This is a genomic window from Pseudomonas sp. MF08875 (genome assembly GCF_059862525.1).
The window spans coordinates 172,863-197,104 of record NZ_JCBCUW010000003.1 but is presented as its reverse complement, the minus strand read 5'-3'; the positions used below and the strand labels follow the sequence as shown (position 1 = coordinate 197,104).

Annotated in this window: 21 protein-coding genes; 3 read left to right on the top strand and 18 right to left on the bottom strand. The window is 60.6% G+C overall.

The window, feature by feature from the left end:
- Nucleotides 1-315: 315 nt before the first annotated feature.
- Nucleotides 316-1,533 carry an argininosuccinate synthase gene (locus AC19YT_RS03185; RefSeq protein ID WP_095106457.1) on the bottom strand — a complete coding sequence of 406 codons (1,218 nt, stop codon included), beginning with the start codon at nt 1,531-1,533 and terminating at the stop codon, nt 316-318.
- A gap of 126 nt (nt 1,534-1,659) precedes the next feature.
- Nucleotides 1,660-2,568 carry a flagellar protein MotY gene (locus tag AC19YT_RS03180; protein ID WP_500609695.1) on the bottom strand — a complete coding sequence of 303 codons (909 nt, stop codon included), beginning with the start codon at nt 2,566-2,568 and terminating at the stop codon, nt 1,660-1,662.
- 157 nt (nt 2,569-2,725) lie between these two features.
- Between AC19YT_RS03180 and pyrC the strand changes: the two genes are divergently transcribed.
- Nucleotides 2,726-3,772: a dihydroorotase gene (pyrC, locus tag AC19YT_RS03175; protein ID WP_500609694.1), complete on the top strand. Its 1,047-nt coding sequence runs from the start codon at nt 2,726-2,728 to the stop codon at nt 3,770-3,772.
- On the top strand, nt 3,769-4,443 hold the full coding sequence (gene rnt, locus AC19YT_RS03170; RefSeq protein ID WP_095106453.1) for a ribonuclease T: 675 nt from the start codon (nt 3,769-3,771) through the stop codon (nt 4,441-4,443). Before pyrC ends, rnt begins: the two co-directional genes overlap by 4 nt.
- A 75-nt stretch (nt 4,444-4,518) precedes the next feature.
- On the opposite strand, the gene rpoS is transcribed toward rnt, so the two are convergent.
- From rpoS to AC19YT_RS03130, 8 genes are all read right to left on the bottom strand, one after another.
- Nucleotides 4,519-5,523, bottom strand: a complete 1,005-nt coding sequence (gene rpoS / locus AC19YT_RS03165; RefSeq protein ID WP_095106451.1) for an RNA polymerase sigma factor RpoS — start codon at nt 5,521-5,523, stop codon at nt 4,519-4,521.
- 105 nt (nt 5,524-5,628) lie between these two features.
- Entirely contained in the window at nt 5,629-6,474 is an 846-nt protein-coding gene (locus tag AC19YT_RS03160; protein WP_500609693.1) for a peptidoglycan DD-metalloendopeptidase family protein, read from the bottom strand.
- A gap of 212 nt (nt 6,475-6,686) precedes the next feature.
- Nucleotides 6,687-7,322: a protein-L-isoaspartate(D-aspartate) O-methyltransferase gene (locus AC19YT_RS03155; protein WP_176465036.1), complete on the bottom strand. Its 636-nt coding sequence runs from the start codon at nt 7,320-7,322 to the stop codon at nt 6,687-6,689.
- A 41-nt stretch (nt 7,323-7,363) separates the two neighbouring features.
- Nucleotides 7,364-8,113 carry a 5'/3'-nucleotidase SurE gene (gene surE, locus AC19YT_RS03150; protein WP_095106445.1) on the bottom strand — a complete coding sequence of 250 codons (750 nt, stop codon included), beginning with the start codon at nt 8,111-8,113 and terminating at the stop codon, nt 7,364-7,366.
- Nucleotides 8,101-9,159 (bottom strand): tRNA pseudouridine(13) synthase TruD, encoded by a 1,059-nt coding sequence (gene truD / locus AC19YT_RS03145; RefSeq protein ID WP_095106443.1) that lies wholly within the window; start codon nt 9,157-9,159, stop codon nt 8,101-8,103. Before truD ends, surE begins: the two co-directional genes overlap by 13 nt.
- Nucleotides 9,156-9,629 carry a 2-C-methyl-D-erythritol 2,4-cyclodiphosphate synthase gene (ispF, locus tag AC19YT_RS03140; RefSeq protein ID WP_095106441.1) on the bottom strand — a complete coding sequence of 158 codons (474 nt, stop codon included), beginning with the start codon at nt 9,627-9,629 and terminating at the stop codon, nt 9,156-9,158. The genes truD and ispF overlap by 4 nt, the downstream gene beginning before the upstream one ends.
- A 52-nt stretch (nt 9,630-9,681) precedes the next feature.
- Nucleotides 9,682-10,527: an S-formylglutathione hydrolase gene (fghA, locus tag AC19YT_RS03135; RefSeq protein WP_095106439.1), complete on the bottom strand. Its 846-nt coding sequence runs from the start codon at nt 10,525-10,527 to the stop codon at nt 9,682-9,684.
- Nucleotides 10,528-10,615: 88 nt separating this feature from the next.
- Entirely contained in the window at nt 10,616-11,728 is a 1,113-nt protein-coding gene (locus AC19YT_RS03130) for an S-(hydroxymethyl)glutathione dehydrogenase/class III alcohol dehydrogenase (RefSeq protein ID WP_095106437.1), read from the bottom strand.
- A gap of 115 nt (nt 11,729-11,843) precedes the next feature.
- On the opposite strand from AC19YT_RS03130, the gene AC19YT_RS03125 reads away from it, so the two are divergent.
- Complete coding sequence (locus AC19YT_RS03125; protein ID WP_500609692.1) at nt 11,844-12,740, top strand: LysR substrate-binding domain-containing protein; 897 nt, start codon at nt 11,844-11,846, stop codon at nt 12,738-12,740.
- 3 nt (nt 12,741-12,743) lie between these two features.
- Here the strand turns inward: AC19YT_RS03125 and ispD are convergent, their stop codons facing one another.
- The 8 genes from ispD to dnaE all read right to left on the bottom strand — a co-directional run bounded on the left by ispD (nt 12,744) and on the right by dnaE (nt 24,185).
- On the bottom strand, nt 12,744-13,451 hold the full coding sequence (gene ispD, locus AC19YT_RS03120; RefSeq protein ID WP_095106433.1) for a 2-C-methyl-D-erythritol 4-phosphate cytidylyltransferase: 708 nt from the start codon (nt 13,449-13,451) through the stop codon (nt 12,744-12,746).
- Nucleotides 13,448-13,726 carry a cell division protein FtsB gene (gene ftsB, locus AC19YT_RS03115; RefSeq protein ID WP_095106432.1) on the bottom strand — a complete coding sequence of 93 codons (279 nt, stop codon included), beginning with the start codon at nt 13,724-13,726 and terminating at the stop codon, nt 13,448-13,450. The genes ispD and ftsB overlap by 4 nt, the downstream gene beginning before the upstream one ends.
- Before the next feature lie 173 nt (nt 13,727-13,899).
- Nucleotides 13,900-15,189 carry a phosphopyruvate hydratase gene (gene eno / locus AC19YT_RS03110; protein WP_095106431.1) on the bottom strand — a complete coding sequence of 430 codons (1,290 nt, stop codon included), beginning with the start codon at nt 15,187-15,189 and terminating at the stop codon, nt 13,900-13,902.
- 152 nt (nt 15,190-15,341) lie between these two features.
- Entirely contained in the window at nt 15,342-16,187 is an 846-nt protein-coding gene (gene kdsA / locus AC19YT_RS03105; RefSeq protein ID WP_095106429.1) for a 3-deoxy-8-phosphooctulonate synthase, read from the bottom strand.
- A gap of 5 nt (nt 16,188-16,192) precedes the next feature.
- Nucleotides 16,193-17,824, bottom strand: coding sequence for a CTP synthase (gene pyrG, locus AC19YT_RS03100; RefSeq protein ID WP_095106427.1), 1,632 nt, complete (start codon nt 17,822-17,824; stop codon nt 16,193-16,195).
- Between the two features lie 292 nt (nt 17,825-18,116).
- Nucleotides 18,117-19,427, bottom strand: a complete 1,311-nt coding sequence (gene tilS / locus AC19YT_RS03095; protein ID WP_500609691.1) for a tRNA lysidine(34) synthetase TilS — start codon at nt 19,425-19,427, stop codon at nt 18,117-18,119.
- A gap of 148 nt (nt 19,428-19,575) precedes the next feature.
- Nucleotides 19,576-20,523: an acetyl-CoA carboxylase carboxyltransferase subunit alpha gene (locus AC19YT_RS03090; RefSeq protein ID WP_095106425.1), complete on the bottom strand. Its 948-nt coding sequence runs from the start codon at nt 20,521-20,523 to the stop codon at nt 19,576-19,578.
- A gap of 140 nt (nt 20,524-20,663) precedes the next feature.
- Complete coding sequence (gene dnaE / locus AC19YT_RS03085) at nt 20,664-24,185, bottom strand: DNA polymerase III subunit alpha (protein ID WP_500609690.1); 3,522 nt, start codon at nt 24,183-24,185, stop codon at nt 20,664-20,666.
- Between the last annotated feature and the right edge of the window lie 57 nt (nt 24,186-24,242).

The following is a 24,242-nucleotide window of genomic DNA, read 5'->3' as shown; positions in this document are numbered from 1 at the left end:
CTGAGTCAGCTGCCGGTAATGCGTAGTCATCTGCGCTTGAATCCTTCGGTGTGAGAGCCTGGATTCTACCGGTGGCTGGCTCTCTGCCTCTCGTTTCAAGCGTTGCGCTTATTCTATGAATTCAGGCTATATTTCTTACAACTTGAACAACTTTGCTTTAACCCTGTCCTACCAGGCCAATGGCTAATAACAAGAACAAACACCCGCGAGATCTGTTTATACATCATGCCATCACATACAACGGTTGTATTAAACGAATTCAATAAAAAAGGCCCTGCACTGCAGGGCCTTTTCTTATACACACCAGCTAAAACATCAAAACAGCTTGCGGCCCTTGTTGGCCGCAATGCGCATGCGCAATGCATTCAGTTTGATAAAGCCCGCTGCATCTTCCTGGTTATAAGCGCCACCATCTTCTTCAAAGGTCGCGATATTGGCATCGAACAGCGACTCATCGGACTTGCGCCCAGTGACAATCACATTGCCCTTGTACAATTTCAGGCGAACCACACCGTTCACGTGAGCCTGGGAAGCATCAATCATTTGTTGCAGCATCAGACGCTCTGGGCTCCACCAGTAGCCGGTATAGATCAGGCTGGCGTACTTGGGCATCAACTCATCTTTAAGGTGAGCGACCTCACGGTCCAGGGTGATGGACTCAATGGCGCGGTGCGCACGCAGCATGATGGTGCCGCCAGGGGTTTCGTAGCAGCCACGGGACTTCATACCGACGTAACGGTTCTCGACGATATCCAGACGACCGATGCCATGTTCGCCACCGATGCGGTTCAGGGTGGCCAGAACGGTGGCCGGAGTCATTTCGACACCGTCCAGGGCAACGATATCGCCGTTACGGTAGGTCAATTCCAGATACTGCGGGGCATCGGGAGCCTTCTCCGGGGAGACGGTCCAACGCCACATGTCTTCTTCGTGCTCGGTCCAGGTGTCTTCCAGCACGCCACCTTCATAGGAGATGTGTAGCAGGTTGGCGTCCATCGAGTACGGGGATTTCTTTTTGCCATGACGCTCGATCGGAATGCCGTGCTTCTCGGCATAATCCATCAGCTTCTCGCGCGACAGCAGGTCCCATTCACGCCACGGCGCAATGACTTTCACACCGGGCTTGAGGGCGTAAGCGCCCAGCTCGAAACGCACTTGATCGTTGCCTTTACCGGTCGCGCCATGGGAGATGGCATCGGCACCGGTTTCGTTGGCGATTTCGATCAGGCGCTTGGCGATCAACGGGCGGGCAATGGAAGTACCCAGCAGGTACTCGCCTTCGTAAACGGTGTTGGCGCGGAACATCGGGAAAACGAAATCACGCACAAATTCTTCGCGCAGGTCGTCGATGTAGATTTCTTTCACGCCCATGGCTTGTGCCTTGGCGCGTGCAGGTTCGACCTCTTCGCCCTGACCCAGGTCAGCGGTGAACGTCACCACTTCACAGTTGTAAGTATCCTGCAGCCACTTGAGGATCACCGAAGTGTCCAGGCCGCCGGAATACGCCAGAACGACCTTGTTTACGTCCGCCATGCCATCACTCCACCGGGTTCTACGGAAAGCCGACAAGTCTACCGTTCCAAGCGGATGATTTACAGTGGCGCGACAGCTTATGACGACGAAGCGACAGATTATGTCGAGCGGGCGACTAGCGCTGCTTCAAGACGTCGCAGCCGCGTTGGACGTGGAAGCGGCTTGCGGGGCCGGTTTCTCGACGGGCGCGACCCGTTGCAGATGAATGTTGACCCGACGGTTCTTGGCCCGGTTGGCGGAGTTGGTGTTGGCCACCAAGGGATAACGTTCGCCATGGAACCTGATGGTCACCTGGGATTCTTCTATGCCGTTGGCCTTGAAGAACTCCATCACCGCCAAGGCCCGGCGGCGCGACAAATCGCGGTTGGTCAAACGGTTGCCGCTGTTATCGGAGTGGCCGTCGAGTTCGATGTGGTTGACCGTGGGGTCGGCCTTCATATAGTCGAGCATCACTTGCAACTTGGCCTTGGCTTGCTCATCGAGCTCGATGCCGCCGCCCGGAAACCCAACCTGGCCCAGCTTCACTTGTTCGAAGTTCATGGGCAGGAGCTTGGCCACGCAACCTTGATAGTCGCTATAGGCCTTGCTGAATCGCACCGGCAACAGGCGGATTTCCGAAACCCCTGCGTCGCGGGAGTAGTGGCGCACGACAGGGCTGCGGCCGTCCATCAGGCCGCTGATAAGCCGGCCAGCCTGGGCTTGAGAGCTGTTGAACAGTACATCGCCACTGCCACTTCTGACCGTCCCCAAGTTGATATCAGCACGCCCCGGCTGCCACGGGGCCGCCGCCGCCAGCAATGTCGCCGAGCCACCGCCGAGCAAGGCGTTAAAGGCTTTGAGGCGAAACGTCGCCTGCTCGCCCGCGCGGCGCACGAACTCGCCAGAGCCGAAATCGGTGATCGGCTGCGCCAGGCGACACTCGAACTTGTCGCCTTCGACCTTCCACTCAATGCTCTCCAGACGAGTCTGGAAAGTCAGGGCCATGGCCGGCAGGCTGGCAAACACACTGAGCAAGGCTAGATAACGCTGGCGCACGGGCGGCTCCACTGGCTTCTACAACTGAAAAGACCGATACATTCATTTACGGCATACCTTGAGCATATCGGTTGCCAGCGACAAAACTTGATAGCGAGTGCCTGCAAGAGTCTTTTCCGGTAGCATTCGCCTCAGTTTGACCCGCCTGGAATCCCCAATGTCCGACCGCCTGACCCTGCTGCGTCCCGACGACTGGCACATACACCTGCGTGATGGTGCTGCTCTGCCCAATACTGTGGCGGATGTTGCGCGCACCTTTGGTCGCGCCATCATCATGCCCAACCTGGTACCCCCGGTGCGCAACGCCGCTGAAGCCGATGCCTATCGCCAGCGCATCCTCGCTGCGCGGCCGGCCGGCAGTCGCTTCGAGCCGCTGATGGTGCTGTACCTCACCGACCGCACCCAACCGCAAGATGTCCGCGAGGCCAAGGCCAGCGGCTTCGTGCACGCCGCCAAACTGTACCCGGCTGGCGCAACCACCAACTCGGACTCCGGCGTCACCAGCATCGACAAAATCCTGCCGGCGATCGAGGCCATGGCCGAAGTCGGCATGCCTTTGCTGATTCATGGTGAAGTCACCCGTGGTGATGTCGATGTCTTCGATCGCGAAAAATTCTTTATCGATGAACACATGCGCCGCGTGGTCGAGTTGTTCCCGACCCTGAAAGTGGTGTTCGAGCACATCACCACCGCCGATGCAGTGCAGTTTGTCAGCGAGGCTTCGGCTAACGTGGGGGCGACCATCACCGCCCATCACCTGCTCTACAACCGCAATCACATGCTGGTGGGCGGTATTCGGCCGCACTTCTATTGCCTGCCGATCCTCAAGCGCAATACTCACCAGCAGGCACTGCTCGACGCCGCCACCAGTGGCAATGCCAAGTTTTTCCTCGGTACCGACTCGGCCCCCCATGCTCAGCACGCCAAGGAAGCCGCCTGCGGTTGCGCTGGTTGCTACACCGCTTATGCGGCAATCGAGTTGTATGCCGAGGCCTTCGAGCAACGCAACGCGCTGGACAAGCTCGAAGCGTTCGCCAGCCTCAATGGCCCGCGCTTCTACGGTTTGCCGGCCAATACCGATCGCATCACCCTGGTCCGCGAAGACTGGACCGCCCCTACCAGCCTGCCGTTCGGCGAGCTGACTGTCATCCCGCTGCGCGCCGGTGAAAAACTGCGCTGGCGCCTGCTGGAGGAACACCCGTGAGTGAAGACCATTACGATGACGAGCAAGAAGGCCATGGCGGCGGCGGTTCCCGTCACCCGATGGCGGCCCGCTTCCGGGGCTACCTGCCTGTCGTGGTCGACGTAGAAACCGGCGGCTTCAACTGCGCCACCGACGCACTGCTGGAAATTGCCGCCACCACTATTGGCATGGACGAAAAAGGTTTCGTGTTCCCCGAGCACACCTATTTTTTCCGCGTCGAGCCTTTCGAGGGCGCCAACATTGAAGCCGCTGCCCTGGAGTTCACCGGAATCAAGCTCGACCACCCGCTACGTATGGCAGTGAGTGAAGAAGCCGCGCTGACTGACATCTTTCGCGGTGTACGCAAAGCGCTGAAGGCCAATGGTTGCAAACGAGCGATCCTGGTCGGTCACAACAGCAGCTTTGATCTGGGGTTCCTCAACGCCGCCGTGGCGCGCCTGGACATGAAGCGCAACCCATTTCACCCGTTCTCCAGCTTCGATACCGCCACACTGGCCGGCTTGGCTTACGGCCAGACTGTACTGGCCAAGGCCTGCCAGGCTGCGGATATCGATTTCGATGGCCGCGAGGCGCATTCGGCGCGCTATGACACCGAGAAAACCGCAGACCTGTTCTGTGGCATCGTCAACCGTTGGAAGCAAATGGGCGGTTGGGAAGACTTCAACGACTGATCGGCTTTGCTTGCCCCATAAAAAATCCGGAGCCCCATAAGGGCTCCGGATTTTTTGTGCCGGCTCAATAAGGGTCTATTGGAACAGCGACTCGCTGGATAAGCCATTTTTTTCCAGGATCTCGCGAAGACGTTTGAGCCCCTCGACCTGGATTTGCCTGACCCGCTCCCGGGTCAAACCAATCTCAAGGCCAACATCTTCAAGGGTACTGCTCTCGTGGCCACGCAACCCGAAGCGGCGTATCACCACTTCACGCTGTTTGTCCGTCAGCTCCGAGAGCCACTGGTCGATGCTTTGCGACAGATCGTCGTCCTGCAGCAACTCGCAAGGGTCGGTAGGGCGATCGTCCGTCAAGGTGTCCAGCAAGGTTTTATCCGAATCCGGACCTAGCGAGACATCCACCGAGGAAACCCGCTCGTTAAGGCCTAGCATGCGCTTGACCTCGCCCACCGGTTTTTCCAGCAGGTTGGCGATTTCTTCAGGGGAAGGTTCGTGATCGAGTTTTTGCGTCAATTCCCGTGCGGCCCGAAGGTAGACGTTCAGTTCCTTGACCACATGGATCGGCAACCGGATGGTCCGGGTCTGATTCATGATCGCGCGCTCGATGGTCTGACGGATCCACCAGGTTGCGTAGGTCGAAAAACGGAAGCCTCGTTCCGGGTCGAACTTCTCCACCGCGCGGATCAAACCGAGGTTGCCCTCTTCGATCAGGTCGAGCAGTGAAAGCCCACGATTGACATAGCGTCGGGCGATTTTCACCACCAGCCGCAAGTTGCTTTCAATCATGCGCTTGCGCCCGGCCGGGTCGCCACTTTGCGACAAGCGCGCAAAATGAACTTCTTCTTCCGGTGATAGCAGTGGGGAAAAGCCGATTTCATTGAGGTACAACTGGGTCGCGTCGAGCGCCCGGGTGTAGTCAATGTATTTGTGTTGCTTGAGTGAAGCGGAGTGTTTGGATTTGGTGCGAACTGAAGGTGTTGCAGATCCCTCATTCGACATCGAATCCGTAGCGATGCCGGCCTCCATCAGGAGAACCTCATCATCGATGTCAAACTCCGGCACTTCTTTACTGAGAGCCATTGTTATAGTCCTTTGGTGAGTTCGACCTCAAGCTCAAGCGGCGCCTTTATCCTTGGCAACGCTGGAGCCTGTTCCTTCTACGTGAGGGAACAGGCTGACAACCGATCAACGGCGTGGCAGGAATTGCAGTGGGTCTACAGGCTTACCCTGACGGCGAATCTCAAAGTGCAGTTTCACCCGGTCTGTACCAGTTGACCCCATTTCGGCAATAGCCTGCCCGACTTTGACCTGCTGCCCCTCCCGAACCAACAGCCTGCGGTTATGACCGTAGGCACTGACGTAGGTATCGCTGTGTTTGATGATGACGAGCTCGCCGTAGCCCCGCAAGCCACTCCCGGCGTACACGACCGCCCCATCAGACGCAGCTAAAACAGGCTGTCCCAAATCCCCGGCGATATCAATCCCTTTATTCAAACTACCGTTTGAAGAGAATTTTCCAATCAAAACGCCATTTGCCGGCCATCCCCAACCCTTGGGCGCCGGGCCTGCGGGCGGCAGCGGCGCGAGGGTAGGCTTACTCGCCGGAGCGGTTATCACGCCGTTGGTAGTGCCCGCCGGGCGACGGGTCACAGTGGTCTTGCTGGAAGAAGACGGGGTCGAAGTGGACTGCGTGACGACAGTGGTTGGCGTTGAACCCGAGCGACCATCGAAGCGAATCGTCTGACCCGGATGGATGGTGTAAGGCGGTGGAATATTGTTGCGTGCAGCGAGGGCCTTGTAGTCCCAACCATAGCGGAAGGCGATCGAAAACAGGGTGTCGCTGCGTTTGACCACGTACTGACCTGTGGTCACTACCGGCCGCTGAAGCGCTGCATTATTGCGATCGACCACCCGTACATTGCCCTTGGGCGTGCTGGAACAGGCAGCCAACATGGAACTCAAGACAAGGCCAATCACCAGTCGCTGAAAGCTTTTTACATCCATACGCTGCGCAATGGCTGTGAGACTCACCCGCCGCTCCCTTTGTGGTGGCTGATAAAAAAGAGTGCCCGTTGAGGCTTGGAATGTCGCCAGTATAACCGGCTGCGCATGCTTTACCGACGCCAAGGCCCATTCGATGGGTTTATCTGGCTATCGGTTCATGCTCGGGTTTTGTTTATTCTTTTCGGCGCCGTTATAGGACAGGCGACCGCGCACAGAATTCATCGCGTTTATATAAATGCTCAGGCCAGGGGGCCATTGAGCAACGGCACAAAACGTACGGCACCGAGAACCTGCCGAGAAAAACCCTGCTCCTCGCGGGTAATCAGCATCAATTGCTGAACTTCGCCAGCCCCCACCGGAATCACCAACCGCCCGCCAGGGGCCAACTGATCGAGCAAGGCCTGCGGCACATCAGTGGCCACCGCAGTGACGATAATGCCGTTATACGGTGCCAGCGCCGGCCACCCTTCCCAGCCGTCGCCCCAGCGGAACACCACGTTTCGCAGGTTCAACTCCACCAGGCGTTCCTTGGCGCGGTCCTGCAGGACCTTGATGCGCTCAACGGAAAACACCCGTTCCACCAATTGCGACAGCACCGCCGTCTGATAGCCCGAGCCGGTGCCGATTTCCAGCACCTTGTCCAGAGGCCCGGCGGCCAACAGCAGTTCACTCATGCGCGCGACCATGTACGGCTGGGAAATGGTCTGGTTGTGGCCAATGGGCAGCGCGGTGTCTTCGTAGGCGCGGTGGGCCAGCGCTTCATCGACGAACAGGTGCCGTGGTGTACGGCGGATCACCTCCAACACCTGGGCGTTGGACAACCCTTCTTCATACAAGCGCTGGATCAAGCGCTCCCGCGTGCGCTGGGAGGTCATGCCGATACCGCGCCGCAGCATGTCGTCTTGCTCGCGAGCCATCAGCGCAGCCCCTCCAGCCAGCCTTCGACGCTGGCAAAGGCGTCGTTGAAGGTGCGATCGAGTTGCAACGGCGTAATCGAAACGTAGCCCTGCATCACCGCGTGGAAATCCGTACCAGGACCGCAGTCGTCGGCATCGCCAGCAGCCGCGATCCAGTAGCCGGAACGGCCGCGCGGGTCGACCACTTCCACCGGTGCCGCCGCCCGGGAACGGTGCCCCAGGCGCGTCAGTTGCACGCCGCGGATATGATCCACGGGCAGATTAGGCACGTTGACGTTGAGCACAGTGCGCGGTGGCAGCTGTAACCCGGCCTGGGCCTCGATCAGCTTGCGCGCGAAGTGGGCGGCCGTCGGCAGGTTCTCGACCTGGCGCGAGACCAGCGAAAACGCGAAGGACGGACGCTCCAGGAAACGCCCTTCCAGCGCCGCGCCGACGGTGCCCGAATACAGCACGTCATCCCCCAGATTGGCGCCCAGGTTGATCCCGGATACCACCATGTGCGGCGCCTGCGCGAGCAAGCCGTTGACCCCCAGGTGAACGCAGTCGGTGGGGGTGCCGTTGACGCTGATAAAGCCGTTGGCCAGGGTTTGCGGATGCAACGGACGGTCGAGCGTCAGCGAGCTGCTGGCGCCGCTTCGTTCCTGGTCCGGGGCGATCACCACGCACTCGGTGTAATCCGCCAACGCAGCATGAAGCGCGGCGAGGCCGGGGGCCGTGACCCCGTCGTCATTAGAAATCAGAATACGCATGGGCTGTCCGTCTGCCCCACCGGCACCAGATCGACAAGCTCGCGCACCAGTACAGTGGCAAAGCATCCGGCCGGCAGGACGAATTCCAGTTGCAGAATGTCAGGCTCGGGATAATGCCACGTCAAACCGCCAATGGGCAGCCGCAGGATTCGACGCTCATGTTTCATGCCCGCGGCCACCAGCCAATCGCGCAGGTCCGGCTCACTGCCCGCGACACCTTGCTCCAAGGCATGGGTCGCGCCGCCGGCCGGCGACTCGCCTTCGCCCCACTGCGGCCCGGTGGGGTGCAGGTCGAGAATGGCCAAGCGCGGATCACTGCACTCGGCCTCCCCGGCCGGGAAGAAGCTGCGGCTGTCGGTGAAGGCCAGGAGGTCGCCCACCTGGGCGCGCTGCCAACTGCCGTCGGCAACCCGCGCCGCCAGTACTTGGTTGAACAAAAAACTGCGGGCCGTGGACAGCAGCCGCGAGCGCACATTGCGTTGCTCCGGCAGTGCCTTACGCACAGCCCAGCCACGGGCGTCAACCACATTGCCGCCGTTGTGGCCGAAACGTTGCGTACCAAAATAGTTGGGAATGCCCTGACGGGCGATCAAGCGCAAGCGCTCGTCGATGGCCGCGTGGTCGCCGCTCAGTTGGGTGAGGCGCAAAGTAAAGCCGTTGGCCGAATGGGCACCGCGTTGCAGTTTGCGTTTGTGCCGCATGCTTTTGAGGATGGTCAACGTGTCGTTCTGCGCTGCCGACAGATCCGGGTCGGCCTTGCCCGGCAGTTGCAAGCTGAACCATTGGCGCGTCAACGCCTGGCGATCCTTGAGGCCCGCATAGCTCACCGTACGCAACGGCACGCCGGCAGCCTTGGCGATGCGCCGCGCCGCTTCTTCGGTGTTGAGGCCGCGTTTTTCGACCCACAACCACAGGTGTTCGCCATCGCCGCTCAAGGGGATATCGAGCACTTCATCGACCTGGAAATCTTCCGCGCTGGCTTTGAGTACGGCACTGCCAAGGGATTCGCCGTAGGCACGTGGGCCCAGCAATTGCAGGTCGTTCATGAGCGTTGCAACAAGGCGACGGCGTGCACCGCGATGCCTTCTTCACGGCCGACAAAGCCGAGCTTTTCAGTGGTGGTGGCTTTTACGTTCACTTGATCCAACTCGACCTGAAGATCCGCGGCAATCAACGCACGCATCGCTTCGATGTGGGGGGCCATTTTCGGCGCCTGGGCAATGATGGTGTTATCGACGTTGGCGACTTTCCAGCCTTTGGCATGGATCAATGCGACAACGTGGCGCAGCAGCACGCGGCTGTCGGCGCCCTTGAATTGCGGGTCGGTGTCCGGGAAGTGTTTGCCGATGTCCCCCAGCGCCGCCGCGCCGAGCAGGGCATCGCTCAAGGCATGCAGCAGCACGTCGCCGTCGGAATGGGCCAGCAGCCCGCAATGGTGGGCAATTTGCACACCGCCCAGGGTGATGAAATCGCCTTGTGCGAAACGGTGTACATCGTAGCCGTGGCCAATACGCATAAAAAAACGCCCCGATTGAGTCAGGGCGTGATTCTACCTGCTTTGGCGCACATTAGGCGCCTAGCGCACGCGCGTGATGGGCCAAGTGCTCGTCGATGAAACTGGCGATGAAAAAGTAGCTGTGATCGTAGCCCGGTTGCAGGCGCAGGGTCAGCGGATGGCCCGCCAGCCTGGCGGCCTGTTGCAGGGCCAGAGGTTTGAGTTGGGTTTCAAGGAAGTCATCGCGGTCGCCCTGGTCCACCAGCAACGGCAGCTTCTCCCGGGCTTGGGCAATCAGCGCGCAGGCATCCCATTCGCGCCAGCGCGAGCGGTCCTCGCCCAGGTAACGGGAAAACGCTTTCTGACCCCAAGGGCAGTCGATGGGGTTGTTGATTGGCGAAAAGGCTGACACCGATTGGTAACGCCCCGGATTGCGCAATGCACACACCAGCGCCCCGTGACCGCCCATGGAGTGACCGCTGATACCGCGCTTCTCCGAGGCCGGGAAATGCGCTTCGACCAACGCCGGCAATTCCTGCACAACATAGTCATGCATCCGATAGTTTTTTGCCCACGGCGCTTGCGTAGCATTGAGGTAGAACCCGGCCCCCAAGCCAAAATCCCACGCGCCATCCGGGTCGCCCGGCACATCGGTGCCACGGGGGCTGGTGTCCGGGGCGACGATTATCAACCCCAACTGCGCCGCCATGCGCTGGGCGCCGGCCTTGTGCATGAAGTTCTCATCGGTGCAGGTCAGGCCCGACAGCCAATACAGCACTGGCAACTTGGCGCCCGACTCGGCCTGCGGCGGCAGGTACACGGCAAACACCATGTCACAACCCAACACCTCGGAGCGGTGCCGGTAACGCTTGTGCCAGCCGCCGAAGCTTTTCTGGCAAGAAATGTTTTCCAGGGGCATTGAAGGCTCCCAGCCGCAAGCGTCAAACCACAGGCTGCAAGAAGGCGCACCCTCTTGCAGATAACTGCTTGCCGCTCGCCACTATTGGTCAGAAGTGGATGACAGTACGAATGCTTTTGCCTTCATGCATCAGGTCGAAAGCCTTGTTGATATCTTCCAGGCCCATGGTGTGGGTGATGAAGGTGTCCAGTGGGATCTCGCCGGTCTGGGCCATTTCCACGTAGCTGGGCAACTCGCTGCGCCCACGCACGCCGCCAAACGCCGAACCGCGCCAGACGCGACCGGTGACCAATTGGAATGGCCGGGTAGCGATTTCCTGGCCCGCACCGGCGACGCCGATAATCACCGACTCGCCCCAGCCCTTGTGGCAGCACTCCAGCGCCGCGCGCATCAGCTGCACGTTGCCGATGCATTCGAAGGAAAAGTCCACGCCGCCGTCAGTCATATCGACAATCACCTCCTGGATCGGGCGATCGAAATCCTTGGGATTGACGCAGTCAGTGGCACCCAGTTGCCGAGCGATGTCGAACTTGGCCGGATTGATGTCGATGGCAATGATGCGCGCCGCTTTGGCCTTGACCGCACCGATCACCGCCGACAAGCCAATGCCGCCCAGGCCGAAGATCGCCACGGTGTCACCCGGCTTGACCTTGGCGGTGTTGAGTACTGCGCCGATGCCAGTGGTGACGCCGCAACCCAGCAGGCAGACCTTTTCCAGGGGCGCATCCTTGGCGATTTTCGCTACGGAGATTTCCGGCAGCACGGTGTACTCGGAAAAGGTCGAAGTACCCATGTAATGGAAAATCGGCTGGCCTTTATAGGAAAAGCGAGTAGTGCCGTCAGGCATCAGGCCTTTGCCCTGGGTGGCGCGAATGGCCTGGCACAGGTTGGTTTTGCCCGACAGGCAGAACTTACATTTCCCACATTCGGGCGTGTAAAGCGGGATCACATGATCGCCCACCGCCACCGATGTCACGCCTTCACCGATGGCCTCGACTACCGCGCCACCTTCATGGCCAAGGATCGACGGGAAGATGCCTTCCGGGTCCGCGCCGGACAACGTGTAGGCATCGGTGTGGCAGACCCCGGAGGCCACGACTCGCAGCAGAACTTCGCCTGCCTTGGGCATCGCGACATCGACTTCAACGATCTCAAGGGGTTTCTTGGCCTCGAAGGCAACGGCGGCGCGTGACTTAATCATGCTGACTCTCCAGTGAATTAAAACGAGGCTGGGAGTGTAAAACAGCGCTGAACGATTAATAATCCAACCAAAAGCAAAACATTATTGCTACACAGGGATAATCAAGGAAGCCGCCATGACCGAGAACCGCTGGGAAGGCATAGACGAATTCGTCGCCGTGGCCGAATGCAGCCAGTTCACCGCAGCCGCCGAGCGTCTTGGGGTTTCGTCCTCCCATATCAGCCGACAAGTCGCACGCCTTGAGGAGCGCCTTCAGACAAAACTCCTCTACCGCAGCACCCGTCGCGTGACCCTGACCGAGGCCGGCCAGACGTTCCTGCAGCACTGCCAACGCCTGCAGGACGGTCGCGAAGAAGCCTTGCGCGCCGTGGGCGACCTGACCAGTGAACCCAAGGGCATGTTGCGCATGACCTGCGCGGTAGCTTACGGCGAGCGTTTTATCGTGCCGCTGGTGACCACCTTCATGGGCCTCTACCCGCAGTTGCGGGTGGATATCGAGTTGAGCAACCGCCCCCTGGACCTAGTGCATGAAGGCCTGGACCTGGCGATTCGCCTGGGCCGCTTGCAAGACTCGCGGCTGGTGGCTACGCGCTTGGCGCCCCGGCGCATGTACCTGTGCGCCTCGCCTTCCTACTTGGAGCGTTACGGCCGGCCCCATAGCCTGTCGGAATTGAGCCGCCACAACTGTCTGATCGGTAGCTCCGACCTGTGGCTTTTACAGCAGGATGGCCGGGAATTTTCCCAACGGGTCCAGGGAAACTGGCGATGCAACAGTGGGCAAGCGGTGCTGGATGCGGCGCTGCAAGGCGTCGGGCTCTGCCAATTGCCGGATTACTACGTGCTGGAGCACTTGCACAGCGGCCGCTTGATTGCCCTGCTCGACGCCCATCAGCCGCCCAACACCGCCGTTTGGGCGCTCTACCCGCAGCAACGGCACTTGTCGCCCAAGGTGCGCAAACTGGTGGAGTTCTTGAAGGAAGGCTTGGCCCTGAGGCCGGAATATCGCGGTTGAAGCTTATGTACGGGTGGCCCAGCGCAGGCGCAGCCACTCCAGGTCTTCCGGGCGGGTGACCTTGATATTGTCCGAACGGCCCTCGATCAGGCGTGGCGCCAGGCCCGCCCACTCCATGGCCGAGGCTTCGTCGGTGACCACGGCATCCGCCACCAGGCTGTCGGCCAAGGCCCGGTGCAAGGCGCCGAGGCGGAACATCTGCGGGGTGTAGGCCTGCCAGATCTGGCTGCGATCCACGGTTCCCAGCACCCGCCCCTGGGCATCGACGCGTTTGAGGGTGTCGCGGGCCGGCACCGCCAGCAAGCCGCCCACCGGGTCGTCGGCCAATTCGCTGAGCAAATGGTCGAGGTCATCCCGGGCCAGGTTCGGCCGCGCGGCGTCGTGCACGAGCACCCAGTCATCATCGCCCGCGCCCTGGGCGTGCAGATGCAATAAAGCATTGAGGACCGAGCCGGAACGTTCATCGCCGCCCTCGACCCGCTGGATCCGCGTATCGCTCGCGCATGCCAGGTTCGGCCAATAGGGATCGTCCAGCGCGAGGCTGACCACCAGGCCTTTGAGGGACGGGTGATCGAGGAAACAGCCGAGGCTGTGTTCAAGAATTGTGCGTGTGCCCAAGGCCAGATACTGCTTGGGGCGGTCCGCGGCCATACGGGCACCGACGCCCGCGGCAGGAATCACGGCCCAGAAGGCCGGCAAGACAGGAATCATTGAGCCAACTGGTAGAGGGTTTCGCCCTCCTTGACCATTCCCAACTCATGGCGAGCCCGTTCTTCAACGGTCTCCATGCCTTTTTTCAACTCGGTGACTTCCGCGTCCATCACTCGGTTACGCTCCAGCAACCCTTCGTTCTCGGCGTGCTGGTCAGCAATTTGCTGGGTCAAGTCGGCCACTTGCGCCAGGCTGCCATTGCCCACCCATAGGCGGTACTGCAAGCCGGCCAGCAACAAGAGCAAGACAAGGAACAACCAATTGGGACTGCGCATCGAATATCGGGTTTCCAGTGAAAAAAGACAGCCACGCCAACAACTTCGGATCAACCAATAGCACGAAGCCTGGAAGAACCAGGCCCGTACCAATAAGACATCAGATTAGTGGCAAAACCGTCGATCGCACGACTTTTCCGACACAATCCGGTGTCTTTTTTACCATTTAGTGCTTAACCGCGAAACTCACCACGGCCGTTGTACTTGGCCTTGGCGCCCAGTTGCTCTTCGATACGCAGCAATTGGTTGTACTTGGAGACACGATCGGAACGGCATAGCGAGCCGGTCTTGATCTGGCCAGCCGCAGTCCCGACCGCCAGGTCGGCAATGGTCGAGTCTTCGGTTTCGCCGGAGCGGTGCGAGATCACGGCGGTGTAGCCAGCAGCCTTGGCCATCTGGATGGCTTCCAGGGTTTCGGTCAGGGTGCCGATCTGGTTGAACTTGATAAGGATCGAGTTGGCGATCTTCTTATCAATGCCTTCCTTGAGGATCTTGGTGTTGGTCACGAACAGGTCGTCGCCCACCAATTGGGTTTTCTCGCCGATCTTGTCGGTAAGAATTTTCCAGCCAGCCCAGTCGGACTCATCCAGGCCATCTTCGATGGAGATGATCGGGTAGCGTTCGGTCAGGCCCTTGAGGTAATCGGCAAAACCTTCAGCGGTGAACACCTGGCCTTCGCCGGACAAGTTGTACTTGCCGTCTTCAAAGAACTCGCTGGCCGCGCAGTCCAGAGCCAGGGTCACGTCGGTGCCCAGGGTGTAGCCCGCATTGGCCACGGCTTCGGAGATGACCTTGAGGGCATCTTCGTTGGACGCCAGGTTCGGCGCGAAACCACCTTCGTCACCCACCGCAGTGCTCAGGCCGCGAGCCTTGAGGACAGCCTTGAGGTGATGGAAGATCTCGGTGCCCATGCGCAGGCCATCGGAGAACGTCTTGGCGCCGACAGGCTGCACCATGAATTCCTGGATATCGACGTTGTTGTCGGCATGTTCGCCGCCGTTGATGATGTTCATCATCGGCACCGGCATCGAGTACACACCCGGCGTGCCGTTGAGGTTGGCGATGTGGGCGTACAGCGGCAGGTCCTGGTCCTGGGCTGCCGCCTTGGCCGCAGCCAGGGACACAGCGAGGATCGCGTTGGCACCCAGGGAGCCTTTGTTCTCAGTGGCATCCAGGGCGATCATCGCGTGATCCAGGCCTTTCTGGTCAACCGGGTCCTTGCCCAGCAGCAGCTCACGGATCGGGCCGTTGATGTTGGCTACGGCCTTGAGTACGCCCTTGCCCAGGTAACGGCTCTTGTCGCCATCACGCAACTCCAGTGCTTCACGGGAGCCGGTGGAAGCACCGGACGGCGCGCAGGCGCTGCCGATGATGCCGTTGTCGAGAAGCACGTCGGCTTCCACAGTGGGATTGCCACGGGAGTCGAGAACTTCACGACCTTTGATGTCGACGATTTTTGCCATTGTTGTAAACACTCCAAAGTTGACGAAAACGACGCAGCTGAAGGAAACCTGAGTCGTCTGCGCGGTACGCGGGGCAGCCCGGCAGACAACAAAACTCAGGCCCGAGGGCCTGAGTCATAAAAACGTGCGGTACTTTACCGGAGAAATCAGCTTTACGCGGTTTCTACCGTCGGAAAACTCTTCACCAGTTCGTCCAGGGCCTTGAGCTGGGCCAGGAACGGCTCCAGCTTGTCCAGACGCAGGGCGCAAGGGCCGTCGCACTTGGCGTTGTCCGGGTCGGGGTGGGCTTCCAGGAACAGGCCGGCCAGGGCTTGGCTCATACCTGCCTTGGCCAGGTCGGTGACCTGGGCGCGGCGACCGCCCGCTGAATCGGAGCGACCGCCAGGCATTTGCAGCGCGTGGGTCACATCGAAGAAAACCGGGTACTCGAACTGCTTCATGATGCCGAAGCCGAGCATGTCCACCACCAGGTTGTTGTAGCCGAAGCTCGAACCACGCTCGCAGAGGATCAACTGGTCGTTACCCGCTTCCACGCACTTGCTCAGGATGTGCTTCATTTCCTGAGGCGCGAGGAACTGGGCTTTCTTGATGTTGATGACCGCGCCGGTCTTGGCCATGGCCACCACCAGGTCGGTCTGGCGGGACAGGAAGGCCGGCAACTGGATGATGTCGCAGACCTCGGCCACCACGGCAGCCTGCGCGGGCTCGTGCACGTCAGTGATGATCGGCACGCCGAAGGCTTGCTTGATGTCCTGGAAAATCCGCATGCCTTCTTCCAGGCCTGGGCCACGGTAGGAGGTCACGGACGAACGGTTGGCCTTGTCGAAGCTGGCCTTGAACACGTAAGGAATACCCAGTTTCTGGGTAACCTTCACATACTCTTCGCACACCTGCATGGCCATGTCGCGGCTTTCCAGCACGTTCATGCCGCCGAACAGCACCATTGGCTTGTCGTTGGCGATTTCGATGTCGCCGACACGGATGATTTTCTGTGCCATGGGGATCACGCCTTCTTCTGGTGTTGAGCCAACGCGGCCTTGACGAAACCGCTGAACAACGGGTGACCGTCACGGGGCGTCGAGGTGAACTCGGGGTGGAACTGGCATGCGACAAACCACGGATGATCCGGCGCTTCGACCACTTCCACCAGCGCGCCATCACCGGAGCGACCGGAGATTTTCAGGCCGGCCTCGATCAGGCTTGGCAGCAGCTTGTTGTTGACTTCATAACGATGGCGATGGCGTTCGACGATCACGTCCTTGGCATAGCAATCGTGTACCAGGGAGCCGGCGACGAGCTGGCAGTCCTGAGCGCCCAGGCGCATGGTGCCGCCCAGGTCGGAGGATTCAGTACGGGTCTCGACGACACCGGTGGCATCTTCCCACTCGGTAATCAGGCCCACGACCGGGTGAGCGCTGGTGTGGTCGAACTCGGTGGAGTTGGCGTCCTTCCAACCCAGAACGTTACGGGCGAACTCGATGACCGCCACTTGCATGCCCAGGCAGATACCCAGGTAGGGCACCTTGTTTTCGCGGGCGAATTGCACGGCGGTGATCTTGCCTTCCACGCCACGCAGGCCAAAGCCGCCGGGTACCAGGATCGCGTCCACGCCTTCGAGCAGCGCGGTGCCCTGGTTCTCGATGTCTTCGGAATCGATGTAGCGCAGGTTGACCTTGGTGCGGTTGGTGATGCCAGCATGGCTCATCGCTTCGATCAGCGACTTATAAGCATCCAGCAGCTCCATGTACTTGCCGACCATCGCGATGGTGACTTCGTGTTCCGGGTTGAGCTTGGCGTCGACCACCTTCTCCCACTCGGACAGATCCGCGCCTTCGCATTGCAGGCCAAAGCGCTCGACGACGAAATCGTCCAGGCCCTGGGAATGCAGGATGCCCGGGATCTTGTAGATGGTGTCGGCGTCTTCCAGGGCAATCACCGCACGTTCTTCGACGTTGGTGAACTGGGCGATCTTGCGACGCGAGGAGATATCGATCGGGTGGTCGGAGCGGCAGACCAGTACGTCCGGCTGCAGGCCGATGGAGCGCAATTCCTTGACCGAGTGCTGGGTCGGCTTGGTCTTGGTCTCGCCAGCGGTGGCGATGTACGGCACCAGGGTCAGGTGCATCAGCATCGCGCGCTTGGCGCCGACTTCAAAACGCAACTGGCGGATCGCTTCTAGGAACGGCTGGGATTCGATGTCGCCCACGGTGCCGCCGATCTCGACCAAGGCCACGTCGGCATTGCCGGCACCCTTGATAATGCGGCGCTTGATTTCGTCGGTGATGTGCGGGATCACCTGGATGGTGGCGCCCAGGTAGGCACCACGGCGCTCCATGCGCAGCACGTGTTCGTAAACCCGGCCGGTGGTGAAGTTGTTGTCCTGGGTCATGGTCGTGCGGATGAACCGCTCGTAGTGGCCCAGGTCCAAGTCGGTCTCGGCGCCGTCGTGGGTGACGAACACTTCACCGTGCTGGAACGGGCTCATGGTGCCCGGGTCAACGTTGATGTACGGGTCCAGTTTGAGCATGGTGACCTTAAGTCCCCGCGCCTCCAGGATGGCCGCCAATGAAGCCGATGCGATGCCTTTCCCCAATGAAGAAACAACACCGCCCGTGACGAATATGTAGCGCGTCATGAAAAACCCTAGAAGTCTGCGTTAAAGCGGTCCGAGCCGCCGGGGAAAGCGAAGGAAGGCCGAAGCCCCCGATCACCTGCATTAATTACAGTGCATCTTTCAAAAAAACCGCCGCGTTGGGACAGACCGGAAGTGAAACCACCGGTACGTTGTTCGCTACACATTTTTTGGAATCGCCCAGCAAAGACTGCTTGGTAATCGGCAACTGCTGCAATTCAGGCGAATCCACAGAAGTTGTATCAAGAAGGGAGCGTAGTCTACCGGAAAGCCCCTTCCAGCTCAAACCTTGATCTCAGGCAGGAGGCTGCCACCGCAATTGCCACGGGCCATCGGCAGCACCATCCAGGCCCGCCACGCCGCCCACCGCCAGCAGTTCGCCGCCTCTGTACAGCAGCGGCAATCGGCCACGGGCAAAGCCTGGCACACCCCGTTCGTTGAGCAAACGCTTGAGATCGCGATGGCCGCGCCCCACCACCGCCATCACTTCGCCGCCCTGGCGATAACGCACCCGCAGCCGCCCGTCGGGCGCCGTGCCGGTCAATGCGAGGCAGCCGTTATCCGGCAACGCCAAAGCTTGGCGCGGATCGACCCAGCCCAGGTCGCCAACCGGTTCGCGCAGCCAGGCACCGGCCAGCCACCACAGGCGCCCGCCCGCGCGCTGCAACTCGCCGTCCGCCAGCCGCCAGCGTGGATGCCGACCTGGCGCGGCGTCGCGCAGGCTCTCCCATCCCGCCCAGTGATCGCTGTCCGGCAACCGGGTCATGGGCGCCAGCCAATGGCTCAGGGCATTGCGTTGCCGGGCCGGGGACAGTCCGGTAAACGCCGCCATTTCCAGCGAAGGCAGCCCCAGCCAATCGAACGCGCAGGCCGCGCGGGCCGTTTGCAAATCCATCAGCGCCAACTCATCGAGCAAGCCTTGGGCTTCCTGCACATGGGCGGCGCTGCGGGCCATGGCGGCCACGGCTTGTGGCCAGCGCTGGAGCAATGCAGGAAAGATCTCTTGTCGCAGATAGTTGCGGGAAAACTGCTGATCCTGGTTGGACGGGTCGTCAATCCAGCACAAGCCATGCTCGCGGGCATAGGCCGCCAACTCGGCCCGCGACACGTCCAGCAGCGGGCGCAGCAACTGCCCTTGCCCCAGCGCACGCTGCGGCGGCATCGCCGACAGGCCTCTGACCCCAGCACCGCGCAACAGGCGAAACAGCAAGGTTTCGGCCTGATCGTCACGGTGCTGGGCGGTGAACAGCACCTCGTTGCTCCCCAGGCTTTGAGCGAAGGCAGCATAGCGGGCCTCACGAGCCGCTCGCTCAAGGCTCGCCCCGGCCTTCACCTGCACGTGGATCACCCGCAATGGCACGCCAAGGGCGTCGCAAACAGCCTGGCAATGTGGCGGCCACGCATCCGCCACCGATTGCAGGCCATGATGCACATGGATGGCCGTCAGCCTGGGCAGGGAATGGGTGTGCGCCAATTGGGCAAGAAGGTGCAGCAGGACGGTGGAATCGAGCCCCCCGGAGAAGGCAACGTGCCAGATCGGGGACGTGCGCCAAGGGGCCAGGTTCAGCAGCAGTTTGGCGGGTAGATCCATGGCTGACTGATTCATTTCGATCACTTCGCCCAAATCCAATGTCGGAACGGGCCGGACGGCGCTCCGCTTGCCCGCGAAGAGTCCATGGCCTCCAACATTAATGTTGGTTGTGCCGACGCCTTCGCGAGAAAGCCCGCTCCCACAGGGGTGTCGCTGGGTCAGGTCAGAGACCGTAGCTCATCAAACGCTCATAGCGACGGGCCAACAATGCATCGTTATCGAACTTTTTCAGCATCGCTAACTGCGAACTCAGCTCGGCGCGAATCGATGCAGCGGCGGTAGCCGGGTCACGGTGGGCGCCGCCCAAAGGCTCGCCAATCACCTTATCGACAATGCCCAGACCCTTGAGGCGCTCGGCGGTGATGCCCATGGCTTCGGCGGCGTCCGGAGCTTTTTCGGCGGTTTTCCACAGGATCGACGCACAGCCTTCCGGTGAGATCACCGCGTAGGTGGAGTACTGCAGCATATTCAGTTGGTCACACACGCCAATCGCCAGGGCGCCGCCGGAGCCACCTTCACCGATCACGGTGGCGATGATCGGGGTTTTCAGGCGCGCCATGACGCGCAGGTTCCAGGCAATCGCTTCGCTCTGGTTGCGCTCTTCGGCGTCGATGCCCGGGTACGCGCCCGGGGTGTCGATGAAAGTCAGGATCGGCATTTTGAAACGCTCGGCCATTTCCATCAGGCGGCAGGCCTTGCGGTAGCCTTCGGGGCGCGGCATGCCGAAGTTACGGCGTACCTTTTCCCGGACTTCACGCCCTTTCTGGTGGCCGATAATCATCACCGGTTGGTCTTCGAGGCGGGCAACGCCGCCGACAATGGCCGCATCGTCGGAGAAATGACGGTCACCGTGCAGTTCGTCGAACTCGGTGAAAATGTGCTCGATGTAGTCCAGGGTGTACGGGCGCCGCGGGTGACGCGCCAGGCGCGCGATCTGCCAACTGGTCAGCTTGCCGAAGATGTCTTCGGTCAGGGTGCTGCTCTTGGCCTGCAGGCGGGAGATCTCATCGCCGATATTCAGCGAATTGTCGTTACCGACCAAGCGCAACTCTTCGATCTTGGCTTGCAGGTCGGCGATTGGCTGTTCGAAATCTAGAAAATTCGGGTTCATAGGCGTCCGTCTTGGGTCGACGTCCAAGAGAGCTTGGGCCGGCCGGTTGTCTATTCGCGCCCTACCTTAAGGGAGAGGCGCGTTCAGGTCGAGATTAAAAATTCAGGTCAGGACCGGCGCCCACGCGGGGCACCAGGCCATCAACGGTATTGGAGGAAGACGTTGTCTCGCCCGAACTGGTCACGCAAGGCTTGAATCAAGCTGTCCGCCGGGTCGATTCGCCAGGTTTCGCCGAACTGTAGCAGCGCCTTGGCATCGGGGCCGCTGTATTCCAGGGTGATCGGGCAGGCACCGCGATGACGCTTGAACAAGTCGCCCAGCACCCGCAATTGGTCGCCCTTGAGGGCGTCGGCCTGCACCTTCAGGCGCAGGCTCTCGGCCAGGTTCGTGCGTGCGTCTTCCATGCTCATCACGCGCTTGACCCGCAGGCGCAAGCCACCGGAGAAGTCGTCGTTGCTGACCTCGCCTTCGACCACCACCATCGCGTCGGTCTGCAACAACGATTGCGCCGAATGGAATGCCTCGGCAAACAGCGACGCTTCGATGCGCCCGGAGCGGTCATCGAGGGTGATGAAGCCCATCTTGTCGCCCTTTTTGTTCTTCATCACTCGCAAGGCAATAATCATCCCGGCGACCGTTTGGGTGTCGCGCGCCGGTTTCAGGTCGATGATGCGCTGACGGGCGAAGCGGCGGATTTCCCCTTCGTATTCGTCGATCGGGTGGCCGGTCAGGTACAGGCCCAGGGTGTCTTTCTCACCTTTGAGGCGTTCCTTGAGGGTCAGTTCCTTGGCCTTGCGGTGGTTGGCGTAGACATCCGCGTCCGCCTCGACGAACAAGCCGCCGAACAGGTCGGCATGGCCGCTGTCATGGGTGCGCGCGGTCTGTTCGGCAGCCTTGATGGCTTCTTCCATGGCCGCCAGCAGCACAGCCCGGTTACGGTCGATATTGGCCTGGTAGGCCTTGGTTTCATCGAAGAAGTGCGGGCCGAGGCGGTCTAGGGCGCCGCTGCGGATCAAGCCGTCCAGGGTGCGCTTGTTGATGCGTTTGAGGTCGACCCGGGCGCAGAAATCGAACAAGTCCTTGAACGGCCCGTCCTGGCGCGCTTCGGTGATGGCCTCCACCGGGCCTTCGCCGACACCCTTGATGGCACCGAGCCCGTAGATGATCCGGCCTTCGTCATTAACGGTGAATTTGAATTCCGAGGCGTTCACATCCGGCGCGTCGAGACGCAGCTTCATGGTGCGAACTTCTTCGATCAAGGTGACAACCTTGTCGGTGTTGTGCATATCCGCCGACAACACCGCCGCCATGAACGGCGCCGGGTAGTGCGCCTTGAGCCAAGCGGTCTGGTACGACACCAGGCCATAGGCGGCGGAGTGGGACTTGTTGAAGCCGTAACCGGCGAATTTCTCCACCAGATCGAAGATGTTCCCCGCCAGGTCCGCGTCAATATTGTTGGTTGCGCAACCTTCGATGAAGCCACCGCGTTGCTTGGCCATCTCTTCGGGTTTCTTCTTACCCATGGCCCGGCGCAGCATGTCCGCGCCACCAAGGGTGTAGCCGGCCATGACCTGGGCAATCTGCATCACCTGTTCCTGGTACAGGATGATGCCGTAGGTCGGCGCCAATACGGGCTTGAGGCCCTCGTACTGGTAGTCGCAGTGGGGATACGCCAACTCGGCGCGCCCGTGCTTACGGTTGATGAAGTCGTCCACCATGCCCGATTGCAGCGGGCCGGGGCGGAACAGCGCCACCAGGGCGATCAAGTCTTCCAGGCAGTCGGGCTTGAGCTTTTTAATCAGCTCTTTCATGCCACGCGACTCAAGCTGGAACACCGCCGTGGTTTCGGCTTTTTGCAGCAGGCTGTAGGTGGGCTTGTCGTCCAGCGGGATGAACGCGATGTCCAACGGCGCTTCATTGACCTTGGCGCGGTCGCGGTTGATGGTCTTGAGCGCCCAGTCGATGATCGTCAGGGTCCGCAGGCCAAGGAAGTCGAACTTCACTAGGCCGGCCGCCTCCACGTCGTCCTTGTCGAACTGGGTTACCAGGCCATCGCCTTCTTCGTCGCAGTAAATGGGCGAAAAGTCAGTCAACTTGGTCGGTGCGATCACCACGCCACCGGCGTGCTTGCCGACGTTACGCACCACGCCTTCGAGCTTGCGGGCCATGGCCCAGATTTCTGCGGCCTCTTCATCGACCTTGATGAAGTCGCGCAGGATTTCTTCCTGTTCGTAGGCTTTTTCCAGGGTCATGCCGACTTCGAAGGGGATCATCTTCGACAGCTTGTCCGCCAGGCCATAGGACTTGCCCTGCACCCGCGCCACGTCGCGGATTACAGCCTTGGCCGCCATGGAACCGAAGGTGATGATCTGACTGACCGCGTTGCGGCCGTACTTTTCGGCCACGTATTCAATGACCCGGTCGCGCCCGTCCATGCAGAAGTCGACGTCGAAGTCGGGCATCGAAACCCGTTCCGGGTTAAGGAACCGTTCAAACAGCAGGTCATATTCCAGCGGGTCGAGGTCGGTGATCTTCTGCACATAGGCCACCAGCGACCCTGCACCCGAACCCCGCCCCGGGCCTACCGGGACGCCGTTGCTCTTAGCCCACTGGATGAAGTCCATCACGATCAGGAAGTAACCGGGGAAGCCCATCTGGATGATGATATCCAGCTCGAAATTCAAACGGTCGACATAGACCTGGCGCTTGGCCTCGTAATCCTCAGTGGTGTCCCGGGGCAGCAGGACGCTGAGGCGCTCCTCAAGGCCATCGAAGGACACTTTGCGAAAGTATTCGTCGATGGTCATGCCATCGGGGATCGGGAAGTTGGGCAGAAAGTGCTTACCCAGTTTCACTTCGATGTTGCAGCGCTTGGCGATCTCCACGCTGTTTTCCAGCGCCTCAGGCAAGTCGCTGAACAGCTCGGCCATTTGCGCGGCGCTCTTGAGGTACTGCTGGTCGCTGTAGTTCTTGGAGCGACGCGGGTCGTCAAGGGCGCGGCCCTCGCCAATGCACACGCGGGTTTCGTGGGCTTCGAAGTCTTCGGGCTTGATGAAGCGCACATCGTTGGTTGCCACCAGCGGCGCGCCAAGCTTCTCGGCCAGGGCTACGGCCGCGTGCAGGTGCTCTTCGTCGTTGGGCCGGTTGGTGCGCTGCACTTCCAGGTAGAAGCGCTGCGGGAACACCGCCATCCAGTCCCGTGCCAGGACCTCGGCCTCGTCCGGGTTGCCGCCCAACAGGGCCAGGCCGATCTCACCCTCCTTGGCCGCTGACAACATAATCAGGCCTTCACTGGCCTCGGCGACCCATTCGCGCTCGATGATGATCGAGCCATTGCGCTGGCCATCAATGAAGCCACGGGAAATCAGTTCGGTGAGGTTGCGATAGCCAACCGCGTTCATCGCCAGCAGGCTGATGCGGCTCAGGGCATTGTCCGGGTCTTTGTTCGACAGCCACAGGTCAGCGCCGCAGATCGGCTTGATGCCCGCCCCCATGGCGGCTTTGTAGAATTTGACCAGGGAACACATGTTGTTCTGGTCGGTGACCGCCACGGCCGGCATGTTCATACCGACGAGGGTCTTAACCAGCGGTTTGATCCGCACCAGACCATCGACCAGGGAGTATTCAGTGTGCAGGCGCAGGTGAACGAATGAAGCCGGCATAGTGATCCTGTCCAGAAAGCGTAAAGACAACAAGGCCCGGATTGTACCGGGCCCTGA

Bases quoted from the DNA above. Each gene is read 5' to 3' on its own strand.
- AC19YT_RS03185 (WP_095106457.1), bottom strand. From the start codon at position 1,533: ATGGCGGACGTAAACAAGGTCGTTCTGGCGTATTCCGGCGGCCTGGAC.
- pyrC (WP_500609694.1), top strand. From the start codon at position 2,726: ATGTCCGACCGCCTGACCCTGCTGCGTCCCGACGACTGGCACATACAC.
- rpoS (WP_095106451.1), bottom strand. From the start codon at position 5,523: ATGGCTCTCAGTAAAGAAGTGCCGGAGTTTGACATCGATGATGAGGTT.
- AC19YT_RS03155 (WP_176465036.1), bottom strand. From the start codon at position 7,322: ATGACCTCCCAGCGCACGCGGGAGCGCTTGATCCAGCGCTTGTATGAA.
- surE (WP_095106445.1), bottom strand. From the start codon at position 8,113: ATGCGTATTCTGATTTCTAATGACGACGGGGTCACGGCCCCCGGCCTC.
- truD (WP_095106443.1), bottom strand. From the start codon at position 9,159: ATGAACGACCTGCAATTGCTGGGCCCACGTGCCTACGGCGAATCCCTT.
- ispF (WP_095106441.1), bottom strand. From the start codon at position 9,629: ATGCGTATTGGCCACGGCTACGATGTACACCGTTTCGCACAAGGCGAT.
- fghA (WP_095106439.1), bottom strand. From the start codon at position 10,527: ATGCCCCTGGAAAACATTTCTTGCCAGAAAAGCTTCGGCGGCTGGCAC.
- AC19YT_RS03130 (WP_095106437.1), bottom strand. From the start codon at position 11,728: ATGATTAAGTCACGCGCCGCCGTTGCCTTCGAGGCCAAGAAACCCCTT.
- AC19YT_RS03125 (WP_500609692.1), top strand. From the start codon at position 11,844: ATGACCGAGAACCGCTGGGAAGGCATAGACGAATTCGTCGCCGTGGCC.
- ispD (WP_095106433.1), bottom strand. From the start codon at position 13,451: ATGATTCCTGTCTTGCCGGCCTTCTGGGCCGTGATTCCTGCCGCGGGC.
- ftsB (WP_095106432.1), bottom strand. From the start codon at position 13,726: ATGCGCAGTCCCAATTGGTTGTTCCTTGTCTTGCTCTTGTTGCTGGCC.
- eno (WP_095106431.1), bottom strand. From the start codon at position 15,189: ATGGCAAAAATCGTCGACATCAAAGGTCGTGAAGTTCTCGACTCCCGT.
- kdsA (WP_095106429.1), bottom strand. From the start codon at position 16,187: ATGGCACAGAAAATCATCCGTGTCGGCGACATCGAAATCGCCAACGAC.
- pyrG (WP_095106427.1), bottom strand. From the start codon at position 17,824: ATGACGCGCTACATATTCGTCACGGGCGGTGTTGTTTCTTCATTGGGG.
- tilS (WP_500609691.1), bottom strand. From the start codon at position 19,427: ATGAATCAGTCAGCCATGGATCTACCCGCCAAACTGCTGCTGAACCTG.
- AC19YT_RS03090 (WP_095106425.1), bottom strand. From the start codon at position 20,523: ATGAACCCGAATTTTCTAGATTTCGAACAGCCAATCGCCGACCTGCAA.
- dnaE (WP_500609690.1), bottom strand. From the start codon at position 24,185: ATGCCGGCTTCATTCGTTCACCTGCGCCTGCACACTGAATACTCCCTG.